12 protein-coding genes and 1 pseudogene are annotated in these 13,401 nt (G+C 67.1%); 10 read left to right on the top strand and 3 right to left on the bottom strand.

Going from position 1 to position 13,401, the window contains the following annotated elements; all coding sequences use genetic code 11:
• Positions 1–108: 108 nt before the first annotated feature.
• Positions 109–423 (bottom strand): annotated as a pseudogene (locus CHB94_RS23575) (integrase core domain-containing protein); the annotation flags it as partial.
• A 1-nt stretch (position 424) separates the two neighbouring features.
• On the opposite strand from CHB94_RS23575, the gene CHB94_RS26995 reads away from it, so the two are divergent.
• From CHB94_RS26995 to CHB94_RS23595, 4 genes are all read left to right on the top strand, one after another.
• Entirely contained in the window at positions 425–772 is a 348-nt protein-coding gene (locus tag CHB94_RS26995; RefSeq protein WP_438264953.1) for an IS3 family transposase, read from the top strand.
• Between the two features lie 290 nt (positions 773–1,062).
• A complete protein-coding gene (locus CHB94_RS23585; RefSeq protein ID WP_176445723.1) occupies positions 1,063–3,123 on the top strand; it encodes a GDSL-type esterase/lipase family protein in 2,061 nt (686 codons plus the stop codon).
• A gap of 272 nt (positions 3,124–3,395) precedes the next feature.
• A complete protein-coding gene (locus CHB94_RS23590; protein ID WP_089338987.1) occupies positions 3,396–3,836 on the top strand; it encodes a helix-turn-helix domain-containing protein in 441 nt (146 codons plus the stop codon).
• A gap of 2,139 nt (positions 3,837–5,975) precedes the next feature.
• Positions 5,976–6,611 (top strand): excalibur calcium-binding domain-containing protein, encoded by a 636-nt coding sequence (locus CHB94_RS23595; RefSeq protein WP_217899485.1) that lies wholly within the window; start codon positions 5,976–5,978, stop codon positions 6,609–6,611.
• Between the two features lie 586 nt (positions 6,612–7,197).
• Here CHB94_RS23595 and CHB94_RS23600 read toward each other — a convergent pair.
• A complete protein-coding gene (locus tag CHB94_RS23600) occupies positions 7,198–7,527 on the bottom strand; it encodes a histone-like nucleoid-structuring protein Lsr2 (RefSeq protein ID WP_089338988.1) in 330 nt (109 codons plus the stop codon).
• Between the two features lie 556 nt (positions 7,528–8,083).
• A complete protein-coding gene (locus CHB94_RS23605) occupies positions 8,084–8,836 on the bottom strand; it encodes a class I SAM-dependent methyltransferase (RefSeq protein ID WP_217899486.1) in 753 nt (250 codons plus the stop codon).
• A gap of 810 nt (positions 8,837–9,646) precedes the next feature.
• Between CHB94_RS23605 and CHB94_RS23610 the strand changes: the two genes are divergently transcribed.
• The 6 genes from CHB94_RS23610 to CHB94_RS26885 all read left to right on the top strand — a co-directional run.
• Positions 9,647–9,901 (top strand): hypothetical protein, encoded by a 255-nt coding sequence (locus tag CHB94_RS23610; protein ID WP_089338990.1) that lies wholly within the window; start codon positions 9,647–9,649, stop codon positions 9,899–9,901.
• A gap of 102 nt (positions 9,902–10,003) precedes the next feature.
• Positions 10,004–11,146 (top strand): hypothetical protein, encoded by a 1,143-nt coding sequence (locus CHB94_RS23615; protein ID WP_089338991.1) that lies wholly within the window; start codon positions 10,004–10,006, stop codon positions 11,144–11,146.
• Positions 11,147–11,480: 334 nt separating this feature from the next.
• On the top strand, positions 11,481–11,702 hold the full coding sequence (locus tag CHB94_RS23620) for a hypothetical protein (protein WP_089338992.1): 222 nt from the start codon (positions 11,481–11,483) through the stop codon (positions 11,700–11,702).
• Between the two features lie 71 nt (positions 11,703–11,773).
• Entirely contained in the window at positions 11,774–12,415 is a 642-nt protein-coding gene (locus tag CHB94_RS23625) for a hypothetical protein (RefSeq protein ID WP_141137635.1), read from the top strand.
• Between the two features lie 116 nt (positions 12,416–12,531).
• Complete coding sequence (locus CHB94_RS23630; protein WP_089338994.1) at positions 12,532–12,780, top strand: hypothetical protein; 249 nt, start codon at positions 12,532–12,534, stop codon at positions 12,778–12,780.
• 295 nt (positions 12,781–13,075) lie between these two features.
• Positions 13,076–13,401, top strand: a 326-nt coding sequence (locus CHB94_RS26885) for a transposase (protein WP_176445724.1), incomplete at its 3' end; no start/stop codon positions are given.

A 13,401-nucleotide genomic window follows, 5' to 3' on the forward strand; every position in this document is an offset into this window, starting at 1 on the left:
GTGCGGGCGTGCCGGGCCGGGATGGGGAACAGCCGCAGGCGCAGCCGTTTGGGTTCCCAGCGGCGGGCTTGGTGACCGGTCAGGGCGAGGGTCTGAACCGCCCCGGGTTCAGTGGAGGCTCGGTTCTGCCGGTTGGTCCTCGGTGAGGCCGGCGATCGAACGGTAGTGGTTGTCCTCGAACTCGACCGGTGGGATGTCGCCGCAGGCGCCGTGGATGCGGCGGTGGTTGGACCAGTCGACGTACTCCAGCGTGGCCAGTTCGACGTCGTCGAGGCCTTTCCATGGACCGCGGCGGCGGATGAGCTCGGTCTTGTAGAGGCCGATGAGGGACTCGGCGGCGGCGTTGTCGTAGGAGTCGCCCTTGCTGCCCACCGAGCGCACCGCGCCGGCGGCGTCGAGGCGTTCGGTGTAGCGAATGGCGAGGCTGTACACCTCCTACGAGTTCGGCAAGACGCTGCGCACCTCCGGCCTGCTGGCCTCGATGGGCCGGGTCGGCTCGGCGTGCGACAACGCGATGGCCGAGTCGTTCTTCGCCACGCTCAAGGCCGAACTGGTCTACCGGCGGGCCTGGCCGACCCGGCACGAGCTGGAGAAGGAGGTCTTCAGCTACATCGAGGGGTTCTACAACCCGCGGCGCTGGCCCAGCCGTGCAGGACAACCTCAGCCCGGCGGACTTCGAGAAGATGCTCACGACACAGAACGAGGCGTCCGCCTGACGGGGGGTCACTTCAGAGTCCCGATCACAGCGCCACACGTAAGTGGGCATCTTTAGGCGCTGGCCGCCGGCTGAATCTCTGCCCAGGCATCTGCGATTCGAACCTCCTTTTCTTGCCTCACCAAGGTGACACTCCGGCGTCGCGACCGGCGATACAGGAAATGTGACGCCGCGTGGCGATGGCTATACCGTAAGCCACTCAGGCGCACGCCACTTCCGCACCCCTCAGTCAGTTGCTAGCTTGCCCGGACACGCGGGCCCCAAACGCGCAGGACTCTGATGCTCGCCGACATGTTGCAGCGACCTACGGGGGGGACATGAGCCGACGCAAGCCTGGCCGTACACCCATGCGTCTAGCGGTAACCCTCACCGTCGGGTTGTTGCTTGCAGGGTTACTTGTTAACAGCGGCGTTGCATCCGCCGCTCCGCCACCGAACAGCCCGTATCAAATGCGCACGCTTGAGCCGCCGGTTGCGGATAGCTACGCGACCGAGGCATCACTCAGCGCAGACGGTCGACTCGCGGCCCTAGCTTATACATACGCTGGTGGCCATCTGGTCGAAACACAAACTGGTGAGCAAACTCCTGTTCGGCATAGCGATTCACCAGATAAGCCTACTTCTTCTGTCCATGTTTCCGCCAACGGTCGCTTTATTGCCTTTTTCGGCTTTGTCTCAAACGCCGACGGCGCAGACACGCCGGCAGTCTTTCAGCGCGAGATTTCCACCGGCGTTACCAGGCAGGTATACCTCCACAGTCCTGGCGAGTTCGACACCGGAGCCATAAGTCCCGTCGCCCAAAGTTCCGATGGGCGTCATGTTTTCTATGCGACATCCGTCAGAGTAGATGGTGGCGCCCACTGGTACTACTGGCGCCGTGACATGACAACCGGCGCGACTGAAATGGTGACGCTCGACGAAGGAAGCCAGCCAATAGCAGCCGGCGTGCGCAGCCTCAACAAAGCTGTCAGCAGCAATGGCCGCTATGTTGTGTTCGAAGGTTACTCGGGCGGAGTGGGCACATCATACGTCCGAGACCTGACCACGGGCGTCTCCATCGTCATCCCCGGCCTAGATGACGCGCGGGAGGACCGTATCGACGTCACCAACGCGGGCGACGTGTATTACAGCGGTGCGAGCGGATCCGGCCGCTTCAGCGCTTCCACCCAGACGACGACACCCCGGACGCTGCCGGATGGAACATTCATCGCGACCATCTCGCCGAACGGACGCTTCGCGATCGGTACTACTGGCAGCCGCTGCGCCGACGGCGTGAGCTCCACTGTCACCTGGACAGTGGTCGATATCTCGACCGGGGACCGCGCCGGCCTCGACACGGAGACGTGCCAGATCACGGAGCGAGACCAGCAGCTGCTTGTGACCGACAGCGGGGCGGTGCTCCGCAGCCGAGGCCAGACGAACTCCCGACCTCGCCTGACATTCGTCTATTTGCGCGACGGTGGCACCCTCCCGCCCCGGACGGACCCTGACCCCTACGTCTATATCGCGCTCGGTGATTCCTTCTCGGCCGGAGAAGGCGTTAAGCCTTTCTGGCAGCCAGCCAATGCTTGCCACCGATCTCAGCAGGCGTACCCCACTTTCATTGAGCAACCCGGCGTTCCGGACGCCTCGATCTACGACCGCCGCGCGGGAGGTCCAGTGGCGTGGGGATTCCAGGCGTGTAGCGGGGCCCGGACATGGCATGTATTGCCGCGGGACATGGGAGGTCGTCCGAATCATGCTGATTCCCTGCCCCAGCTTGAACCGGACCGCTCCGTCGATACCGGGAACGAGTTTGACCTGCCGGTTAACGAGGCGACTGACCTCATCACCATCACCATCGGCGGGAATAACGTCGACTTCGCGTCGGTGCTCCGCTTGTGCTACACCAGCCGCGACTGCACGCGTGCCATTTTGGACGGGCAGTCAATTGAGGTGGAGATCACCGAGCGGCTGAACGCTCTCGGCACCGAACTTGATCGGGTGTACGCCCAGATCCACGCGCAGGCTCGTAATGCCCGAATCATCGTCGCGGGCTACCCCCAACTTTTTCCCGCTTCCGCACGTGAGCAGCGCTGCCCAAAGCTCCGCCAGGTTCCCGTCCATTTGACCCGAGGGAGATTCGCATATTTCGGTTTCAGCGAGACCGAGCAAAATTTCATCCGTAGGCAGACGTCGCGGCTCAACCAGGTCATCGCTGACCACGTAAACCAAGCGGACACCGCGGAGTTTGTGCCGGTCGACGCCATCTTCGCAGGGCACGAAATCTGCGGAAATAAGGGCGAGTGGATCAACGCTCCGCAAGCAGCGGCACGGCGGCCCAGTCCGGTCAACGACCAATCCTTCCACCCGAACGAACGCGGCCATGAGCTCGGCTATGCCGTGGCGATCAACGCGGTCCTCAACTGAGCTTCCACCCGACAGTTCGTGGCAGTTCAGCGAGGTGTTCTTCTCGCAGTTGCAGCATCTCCGACTACGCCGATCGACAGTGACCTGGCCCTGTCCCGGGCCTAGTGCTGTCGAGTCAACTACAGCATGAGTTTCTTAGCCGGTCGATCGTCAACGAGGACTTGAAGGCTCTGTCACGTGGCTGGCAGACGACATGACGTCGTCCGTCGGCCCCCGGAACACAATGAAGCCCGACCACCTACGCGATCAGGGGTTCGAGTTACGACCATCTGGTGGACCTGGAGGGACAGCTCTCCCACCCAAGTCACACGTTCAAGCAACTGCTTGCAGCTTGGCGGCTACTCCCCCGTGACACGGCGCCACCGGTTTCGTCACAGCCACCGCGCCAGCGGCATCGGGCCGAGGACCGCCTTGGTCCGGACGGCGTCGCCCAGCTTGTAGCCGACTACCAGGCCGGCCAGTCCACCAAGTACCTCCAGCGGACGTACCGGCTGAGCCAGGGAGCGGTGCTGCGGCTGCTTGACGTCAAGGGCATGCCACGGCGGCAGCGCGGGCTCACGGACGGGCAGGTGCAGGAAGCCGCCCGGCTGTACGCTAAAGGCTGGTCGCTGACGCGCATCGGCGATCACTTCGACAAGGACTACACGGTCGTAAAGAACGCTCTTTCGCGCATCGGCCTGTCTCCGCCACCACCGCAGAGAGCCCGCGACTAGTCAACGGCAAGAGCCCCCTCCGCACCACAACTCGCAGCAGTCAGGCTACAGAGGGTCACCCGGCAACCCCGACAAGTACGACCACGCCCGGACACGAGGCGATGGCCCATCGAAACCGAAGACCACCGCAAATCTCGGCAGGCTCAGTCGCTAGTGTCATTGGCTCTGCAAACTCCGCAGTCACTTTCGGAGTCTCGTCATGACAGCGTCCCGACCCATCGAGTCTGTCTATCTCTCAGGCTGGGAATACAATCGCCTGCTGCAGGACGATCCGACGCAGCCAAGAAACTCAGCCATTTCGGCTGCCACATTTTGGGCGGGGGCTCATCAGCTTTGGTTATTCAAGAGAGTGTACTGCAGTCGGGAGTCCTATGAGAATGAGACGGAGGCCACTGATCGCTTGGGGTGGTTCACCGGAGACGTGCTCCGCGATCTCTATTATGACGAGGCGCTTCAGATCTCCGACTGGACAAACCTGCCGCCTCCTGTGGCTCAGGACCTTCGAGCCGCCCACCATGATGCCACCAAGATATTCTCTCCCAACGTCATAAGGCGAGCAATCCGGACTGGAGATGCCAATACGCTCGAGGCATCGAAGCTCATGCTCTTGGGGCCGCTGCTGCGTCACTACTCCTGCCTTGAGTCGGGAGCCCCAAACTCCGTTAATAACTGGATCCAGCCTCGGCGCAGCCGTCGACCGCTCTGGCAATTTCACCTGCAGAATCTTGCCGCGCCGGTGATGGCGGGACTACAGCTTTGCCGCCCTCCTGGCACTGGCGTCTCACGGGAGGCGCAGAACCGCCAAAAGCACGTACAGGAAACCGTCGAAGGCCCCATGATTGTGGACTTGCTAAGCGGCGAAGGCGAGTATTCTGGCGCCAGAGGATACGAGCCCTACTTCAGGCGCCTCCTCCCAGTCCGGGAAGCCTATGAGCCCATCAACGACCAACTCCGCCACGATTGGCTGACACAGCGAGACACTCTGCGCCGCCTAAGGGAGGCTGCCGACCAGCATCTGTGGGCAGATTTACATGGACAATGGTTGCCCGCACTGGTCACTGGGAACAAAGACGCAGCGCGCGACTTTGACCGCTGGATTCGTACGGCTATGAGGCTCCGCCCCATAGCGGGCTTACTGAACAGCAATCCCGTTACTACCATCGTGGGAACCGTTTCTACATCGGCGGCGACGGCCCTTTTAACGAAGGCGGGCGTTCCTCTTCCAGACGCTCTCGTGGGGACCCTGGCCACGGTCACGGGAGTAGTTCTTGGCGCTTCAAGACTGCGCAAGTCTCTCGGGTTGGCCGTCTTCTATCAGAAGACGATGTGACGCAAGGCCATCGTGCCGCTCGGGAGTTCGAGTGCCGACCTTCTGGTTCTAGCCCCGTGGAGCTAAGGGGACTCGAACCCTTGACCCCACACTGCCCGGGCGGCTGGGGGGCATCCTCGGTGGTCCGTAGGAGTTCGTTTTCAGGTCAAACGCATGTGATGTCGCCGGTGGCCCCCCTGCGTACGCTCGTGAACGCCGCTCATCCGCGGCGTCCAGAACGACGACCGGAGCCGAGGTTCAGCGAGGCGCGAGCACCGCGGGCGGCTAGCGCGAGGTCAATGCGACGGCTAGGACACGTCTAAACTCTGCCTGCGCAGCCCGGAGCAGGCCCGACCGGTCCCTAAGGTCGGTGTCACGGACGAATCGCATGACCATCCGCTCGCTCGCCGGGATGAACGAACAGAGGCAGCTCAGCTGCCTCGTCTACGCGGTGGTGCATGCGTCCGGCTGGCTGCTGAGGAGCCGACGCGGCGGACGCTGACGGTGCTTCCGGCCTGGAACCGCAGCGAGCATCATGGTGCTCCACTCCCAGGCGAAGGGTGCTGCTCCGTGCCGTTTCGCGTCCGTAAGACCGTCCGCCTCGAGCCGGTCCGGGTGAAGATCGGGCGCAGGGGTGTCACCTCGGCCTCGGTCAAGGTCGGGCCGGTCACGCACAACGTCACCGGAGGTCGCACCTCAGTCGTCACCGGAGGTCGCACCTCAGTCAACCTCCCAGGTCCGGTGAGCTACATGACCGACGGGAAGCGGGGGTGTCCCAGCAGCCGGCGACGGCCAAGGGCGACGCTGGGCGACAGGAGGAGGGGGACTCCATGGCGAGCCGATCCAGCACGCCGACACCAAGAACCAAGGGGCAGACCGTCCTGGCCGGCGCCGTCGCCGGCCTTGTGCTGTTGCTGATCGTCGCTGGGTTCGCCAGCAGCGGGGTCGGCGGCGGCCTGCTCATGCTGGGCTTCGCCGCACTCATCATCGGTGCTATAGCAGCGGTGAGACGGGGGGCTGCCTGGGCCTTCATTCCCGACCGCAAGGCGGGCGCGATCGTGGCCGGTGTCGGCCTCCTCGCCCTCCTCACCGGCGGCGCCCTCGTCCCACCGAGCACGGGCAGTCCCGCTGAGGAGTCACCCACGCCCGTGCAGACGACGGTGACGGCGACCGCCACGGCGACGGCGACGGAGACGGAGACGGCCACGGCGACGGCCACGACGAGGGAGACGGCGACGGAGACAGTCGAGGCTGAGACCCCGCCGCCTCCGCCCACCCCCACGCCGGAGCCCGAACCCGCCCCGGCCCCCGCACCGGCACCTGCTCCGGCGCCAGAGCCCGTCTACTACGCCAACTGCGACGAGGCGCGCGCGGCCGGCGCCGCGCCTCTCATGGCTGGTGAGCCGGGTTACCGCAGCGGCCTCGACAGGGACGGCGACGGCATCGCCTGCGACGTCACGGGCTGAGCCCGCTCCAGGCCCCCTCCGCCGTCAAGGTGCTGTCGGACGACGGCCACTCGGACACCAACAGTCAGCGGTGTGAGTGCAGTGGCCGGTTCCGGGCCGAGCCCTCGCGCTCAGCCCGGCACCGGGCCAGGCTAGCGCCGGAGCAGCGCCACCAGCGGCGCGGCGCCAGGCTAGCGCCGGAGCAGCGCCACCAGCGGCGCGGACAACATCACGGCAGCGTTGGGCGAGTCGGTTGAGATCACCGTCACCATTATCACGGCGGCCACCAGGGACAGCTCCACGACACTCGCCCAGTCACTCGGCTGCGCTGTTCTCACAGGCAATGTCTTGGGTGGCCACCCCTTCCCACTTCCCCGACCTTCTCTTGCTGACGGTCCCTTATGGCTCCGCGAAGATCCCCAGGACAGGACCTGGCAACTCGGCGTCGCAACCGGGCGGCTCGCCGCGGCCCGGGGGCTCCCTGTCCTCCAACGAACCGACGGAGGCGCACGGTTCAGGACCGACCTGAGCAGGGGCACGGGCTCGGCCTGAACGACGAGCGGCCCGAGCCCATCCCGGCCCAGACGCCTCGCAGGTGCCCCTGAGTTCAGTTGCCGGCGGCTCGGAACTGCTCGACGACGTCCGCCTTGATGCGCCCGCGCGCGCTGACCTCGATCCCCCGGCCGGCGGCCCAGGCCCGCACGGCGGCCGGGTCATAGCCGGAGTAGGAGCCTGTGCCCGTGACGGCCCGGCGCCGGGCGCCCGGCGCCTTCCGAGCAGCGTTGACGTACCGCGCGAGCGTCTCGCGCAGCTCGGCGGCGTTGTCGTTGCTCAGGTCGATCTCGTACTCGGTCCTGTCGAGTGAAAAAGTCACGGTTGTGTCGGCCGGATCGCCGGTCAGGTCATCAACCAGCACAACCTCGGTCTTGGTAGCCATACCGCCGAGGGTTCCAGCCGCAATCAGCAAGTCAAGAACAGGAACACCGTTACGAGTGAGGCGCCCATTACTCGGATCAATGAATCAGGAGCTGCACCTTCTGCGAGTATTCGTGTCCGGCAACGTCGACCCGGTGTTCACCAGCATCCACACCCTGGCTTTCCGCCCCCCAGTGAGCACGGGCTGGCGCCGGACATCCCCGCCCTTGACGGTGGCCCCCGGCTGCTCCATCAGGCACCGCCGATCGGCCCGGCGCGCGCTCAGCGGTCGGCCGCCGAGAGCCGGGCCAGCTCCTCGAGCATCACTCCGGGAAACTGCAGCGGCACGAAGTGGGTCGCCAGCAGCTCACGAAGCCGGGCCCCGGGCACCGCCCGGTTCCCTGGGATGGACCGCGCCGCCCGCGACAAACAGGCGCACCTGCTACGGCTCCCCCTCCACGCTCGCCCGAGGAGCCCTGGCCGTGGAGGTCGGTGCGACAGGCACTGGAGGATGAGCGCGTCGGCGCTTGCCATGTCGCGCCGGACGCAGACGGACATGGCGAGACGGCGCAAGGCGGTCAGCCGCGCAGCCGGGCCAGCCAGACCTCCTCGGGTGGCCAGCGGCGCGGCCAGTCCGGGGTATCGCCCCACAGTCCGTGCACCTCGGCGTCCGGATCGGCGAGCAGGTGCTCGAGCCGCTCGACCTCGAAGCCGCACCCTCGCAGCAGCGTGATCCACTCACCAGGCGGCCGCTGGAACTCGATGCTGCCGTCGTCGGCCCACTCGATACGGCGGGGCGTGCGCCAGTCGCGGCGCAGCCGGTCGGAGACGCCACCGACCTCGTTCTGGCAAAGCACGGCCAGCCAGGCGTTGACCAGATATGCCAGCCGGCCACCCGGGCGCAGCACCCGCGCGGCCTCGGCGACCCAGCGGTGCGGATCGCACCAGATGCTCGCGCCGTATTCCGAGACCACCAGGTCGACGCAGCCGTTCCGCAGCGGTATCGCCTCACCGTCTGCCTCCAGCAGCGGAAAGCGTTGCCCATGGGCCGCCTGCATCCGGCCGGCGGTGGCCAATTGCGCGGGGGTCACGTCCAGCCCGATCGGGCGGGCGCCCCGCCGTTGCAGCCACGCCGACCAGTACGCCGTTCCGCAGCCGAGCTCGAGGACGTCGAGCCCCCGCACGTCGCCCAGCAGACCCAGCTCTCGTTCCAGCCGACCCACGGTCCCCCAGGTCGGCTCGGTCGCGGCCCACTGCCGCTCCGCGGCCTCGGCGTAGCCGGGTGCCATGCCGGTCCACGCCCTCCGGTTGGCCGCCTGGTGCGTCCCCATGCCGCGCAGCATGCCCGGTGCCGCGGTCCCCGCAGAACCCCAGCGGAAGCCCGAACGATGCGACCGCGCTGGAGCAGACCCGACGACGGATGCCGCACCGCCCCACACTGTTGGCCGGCGTCGTCGTCAACACTGGCCTCCAGTTCGGACCGTTCCTATAACACCCGCCCTCATCCGGTGTGGCTCACACCGGCTGGACACCCACGCCAGTGACCTGCAGGCCCGCAGGATTTCGCACCCGGATTGGCGACCGCTGGCGAGGTCAGCCGTAGCCGGGGTCGAGAGGAGTCGAGGGGGCACAGCGAAGACGTCGAGCGCGGAGGCTGCGAGGACGGCGCCGATCGCTGCGCGGCCGCCGCCGACGAAGGTCAGGCAGCCGTCGATCTCGGTGGCGACCAGCCGCGCCCGATCGGCGGGCCGCCGCAGGCTCGCGCACCGCCACTCCGGCGGAGTCGGCGGCACCGGTGCGGCGGGCGACTGGCCCGGTGAGAGTCTGATAGGCCCCATCCGGGGTTCAAACATGCGCCGGCCGTTCCAGCCTCCGCGCGACGTCCTGGTCGAGCACGACGACGGCCGCTGGTACGTCGGGTGGCAGTTCGAATGGGTGCGCTGGCCGACCGGCGAATGGTGAGCGGGTGTCACGTACACGACCGAGCCGGGCAGCAAGTACATCCGGTCGGTCCCTGCCGAGCGCACGCGTCTCCCGGTCTCGTAGCCCGTGCGCAGGGCGAACTGCCGCGGAGGGGCGGCCCGTCGGTGCGCAGAGTCGAGCGCCCCCGAGGAGTCAGACCCCTTCGGTAGGCAGAGCTCATGACCGAGAAGGACGACTTCGGCGCCACCTACAACATCCACCTTGCCAACGGGCTCTCCTCGCAGCTGCGTGAGGAGGCACTGCGGATCTTCGCGGCGCTCCGGGCCACCCGCACCGAGCGCGACGCCCACCAGGGAGAACTCGGTGTCCCCGTCCCGTTATGTCCCGTCCCTGTGGACGACGCCGGCACGCCTTACATGCTCCCGCTGCCTCACGACACCCACCGCACCTCCGAAGGGCCGGCTGAGCCCTGACGGCTGCGGCCGTCATGGCCAAGGACCCCACTCGCAGCGGAAGACGGGCGTACCCGTGCGCGGACCAACCCTCAAGCCCGTCTAGCTGCCGGACACTTGCCCATGCCGTTCGTAAGCGACGTGGTCCGCTCGGCTCTGGACACCGACTTGTCGCCCGACGACGTCGCTCGGCTTGGGCGGCAACCGGACAAGGTCATCACTCGGCTCGAGGAGGCGTACGCCGACGATCCGCCGGACTACGGGCTGCCGGTCAAGGGCAGCGACAGCCGCCCCTGGATCGCCTACGGCCGCGAGTCGGCGGCCTCCTCGTTCTGGCGCGCTCCTACCTGGCGCGCCAGAGCGGCCGTGCAGATGCTGATCTACAGCCATGAGGTGGCCATCGAAGATCCCGTCGCTTGGTACCTACAGCATCCTTACGGCGACCGCGAGGACCCAGTGCGCAGCTTGGAGTTGCTGTCCGCAGTCGCGGAACTGGCGCCGCTGATTGACGCAGGCATCGTTCGCTGTGTGGCGCAACGGCCCTATCACCCGAACCACCCTCGGTACTTGGTCTACCAGGCATTCTCGCAGTTGCTCTTCGGCCCCGAACACAATCAAGGAACGCTCGACTGCACGGCCGACCTCCTCCAGCTGCTCGATCTGCGACAGCACACACACGGCGAAGTCGACATCGCCCGCCACCCCGGGAACGACTTCATGTTCGATACGCTTCGGAGAGCATGGGGGCGTCTGGTGGAAGACACCGACCTCCTACGACCCACTGAGGTAGTCGTCCCGGTCCCCGACATCACGCGGGTGACCACAGGCGACCTCATCCGACTCAGGCAGACAGGAGCATTCGGCGACTGGCGGGAGGGGCTGGCGATCGGGCGCTCGGCCTATGAGCAGGCACTGGCTGCCGGAAGTGCCGAGCCGGCCGCGGCGGAGGCCTTCCGCCGTGAGCTGACTGCCCCCGCACTCGCCGTGACCCGCGAGCTGGAGAGCCGATCGTGGAGGTCAGTCCCGGTCCTCGGTGCCCGGAATGCAGGCATCGGAGCGACGGGCGCTCTCGCGGTGCTCGGTTGGGGGTGGAAGGAGTACGTCACCGCTGCTGTCGGTGCCGCCGGCACGGGAATCGCTCAGGCGGTAGTCGAGGTGCGACGACTTCGTGAACGGGTGCCCGACTTAGTCGCATTGCGCCACCATTTCGACACCTTCGTGCTCTCTCTGGCGTCGTTAGGCCGGTGGCCTTCCGCCACGGGCTGAAGGCTCTCGGCGAGCATTGCGTGTGCCAAATCTTGCGTGCGCCGACTCTGAGTCCGTTGTCATCCGCACCTGCCTGGCACCGTGCAAGTGCCCGGGCTGGCATCACGGAGGACTTGGCACGCCGTGCAAGTCCGAGCGTTCCCATCTCGCGGCACCGCCGCCGAGCGGACCGCGACTCGATCCGACCGGGGGAACCCGTGCCCCGCACGGTTGCCGCCATCGTCCTGCTGCTGGCTGCGCTGCTCACCGCCGCTCCCCACAGCTTGTGGGGAGACCGGCGGTCTCCTGCCAGCCTCGCGATTGCGAGACGACGACGTCATACGGCAGTACGACGATGCGACCGCGCCTGCTGTCCACCGCTGTCACCTGCTTGCTGCTGACTGCGTGCGGCGGCTCCAGCGACGACACCGGCGGTTCGGATGAGCCGCTGAGCCAGGACACCATCCGGCCCGGCATCACGGCAGAGAACTGCGACGACCCGGATGCCGCGCTGACCCAGGCCGAGTGGGTCGAGTTCTGCGCGGAGCCGGTCCCGTCCGGCCCGCTCGTCAATTAGCGGGGCAACGTCGCGGCGACGATCGGCGAACCGGTGACCGTGCCTGCCCCGACGGCCGGTCGCTTGTGGAGATGACCGTCGAGTCGATCACCGTCGACTACGCCTGCGACGGCGACGAGGTCGTCCGACAGGACCAAGAGAAAGGGCACTACATCGGCGTGGAGATGACGGTCACCGCGCAGTCGGCGCTCGCCGACTACGAAAGCCCGTTCGGCGGCAACGTCTTCAGCATGAGCGGCCCGTTCGGCTCAGGGTTCAGCATCATCGGCGCCGACGGCTTCTCCGAGGACGGCATCGCCTGCGGCTACGCCGCGTTCACCTGCTCCGCCGACAGCAACAACATGCTCACCCTCGACGTGCAGTCGGGGCAGAACTACCGCGGCGTCGCCGTCCTGGACTCGGCCAACACCGCTGGCACCCTCATCTGGCCGCCGATCGTGTCCGCCACCGAGGGCGAGAACCCGCCCGGCTTCGAGTGGACCTTCGGTGACCCGGCCGCCGCCACCGCACCCGGCTCCGCTGGAGCCGGTGGCGCGACGCCGAGCCCGACGAGTGCGTCGGCTACGGCTGCAGCCCCGAACTGGACGCCGAGATCAACGAGGGCGAAGGTGCGGCCAACGAGGGGAACTGACCTCCCTCCCCCGCCCCCGCCGGCGCCCCGGCATCTTCCGGGCGGGGCGGGCGCGGGATGCCGTAGCACCAAAAACGGGTAGGTCGGGCTGTAGAGCTCAAGTTGCCCGCAGGCGGTGTCGAGGCTTGGCGAGTGAGTACCACCGAGGGCAGATCCTGTGACCTGTGCGGAGGGCCTGACGGGCGCTTCGTCCTGCGCGTGGGAGCTGGGGTCTACGACATCGCCGGCGTGCCGGTGATCGACGAGGACGGACTCTGGACGCTGTGCGAGCTGTGCACGACCGAGCTGTTGCTCGGCGACGATCCGAGCCAGGTCGTCGCGCACACCCGCCGGCTGGGCGGCGCGCTGGGGGCCGGCGGCGCCATAGCCGAGGTGACCATCGTGGAGAACTTCCGCGTGCTGCGGCAGGCCCGTGCGCAAGGGGCGCAGTTCGACCCGGTGGCGTGAACTGGCTAGCGCGGTCTTGAACCGGGGTCGGCGGCCGGCGGAACCCCGCGAGACCTGGTCGCTGCCAGGGTGGCGGCGATCTCCTGTAGGGATAGGCGGTCGACCAGCGCGGCGGCCAGCTGTGTCGTCTTCCCTTCGCCGGTCGCGCGCAGGCGCACCGCGGGTCGCCCGGCTGGCAGCCGCTGCCGGTCACATGTGAAGTGACCCCCGTGGGCCGGACGCCTTGGTCAGCCCCTTGTTTCGTGGAGTCCGATTTGTTGGATGTTCGTGCCACCTGACCCCTTGAGGAGGGGCTGTGGGACGACGTGGGTATCCGCCGGAGTTCCGGCGCAAGGTGCTGGATCTGGTGGCTTCGGGGCGCAGGGTGTCCGAGGTGGCCTGCGACCTGGAGATCAGCGACCAGACGATCTACTCCTGGCTGTGGCAGGACCGGATCGACCGGGGCCTTGGATCGGCAGGTCGAACCTGTTCGCCACCGTGCCGGCGTGCGCGGCCAGCGCCTCGGCGACGGTGGTCCCGGACACTGCTAGTGCCGGGTCAGGCAACCTTCGCCCGCTTGATGGTGGAGGCTCGCTTGATGACCTTGCGGAGTTCGGGGTCGGTGACGTGGCCGTTCCGCCA

It is taken from the genome of Blastococcus mobilis (assembly GCF_900188025.1).
In the GTDB taxonomy this organism is placed as follows: domain Bacteria; phylum Actinomycetota; class Actinomycetes; order Mycobacteriales; family Geodermatophilaceae; genus Blastococcus_B; species Blastococcus_B mobilis.

Bases quoted from the DNA above. Each gene is read 5' to 3' on its own strand.
- CHB94_RS23585 (WP_176445723.1), top strand. From the start codon at position 1,063: ATGCGTCTAGCGGTAACCCTCACCGTCGGGTTGTTGCTTGCAGGGTTA.
- CHB94_RS23595 (WP_217899485.1), top strand. From the start codon at position 5,976: ATGGCGAGCCGATCCAGCACGCCGACACCAAGAACCAAGGGGCAGACC.
- CHB94_RS23600 (WP_089338988.1), bottom strand. From the start codon at position 7,527: ATGGCTACCAAGACCGAGGTTGTGCTGGTTGATGACCTGACCGGCGAT.
- CHB94_RS23605 (WP_217899486.1), bottom strand. From the start codon at position 8,836: ATGGGGACGCACCAGGCGGCCAACCGGAGGGCGTGGACCGGCATGGCA.
- CHB94_RS23610 (WP_089338990.1), top strand. From the start codon at position 9,647: ATGACCGAGAAGGACGACTTCGGCGCCACCTACAACATCCACCTTGCC.
- CHB94_RS23615 (WP_089338991.1), top strand. From the start codon at position 10,004: ATGCCGTTCGTAAGCGACGTGGTCCGCTCGGCTCTGGACACCGACTTG.
- CHB94_RS23620 (WP_089338992.1), top strand. From the start codon at position 11,481: ATGCGACCGCGCCTGCTGTCCACCGCTGTCACCTGCTTGCTGCTGACT.
- CHB94_RS23625 (WP_141137635.1), top strand. From the start codon at position 11,774: ATGACCGTCGAGTCGATCACCGTCGACTACGCCTGCGACGGCGACGAG.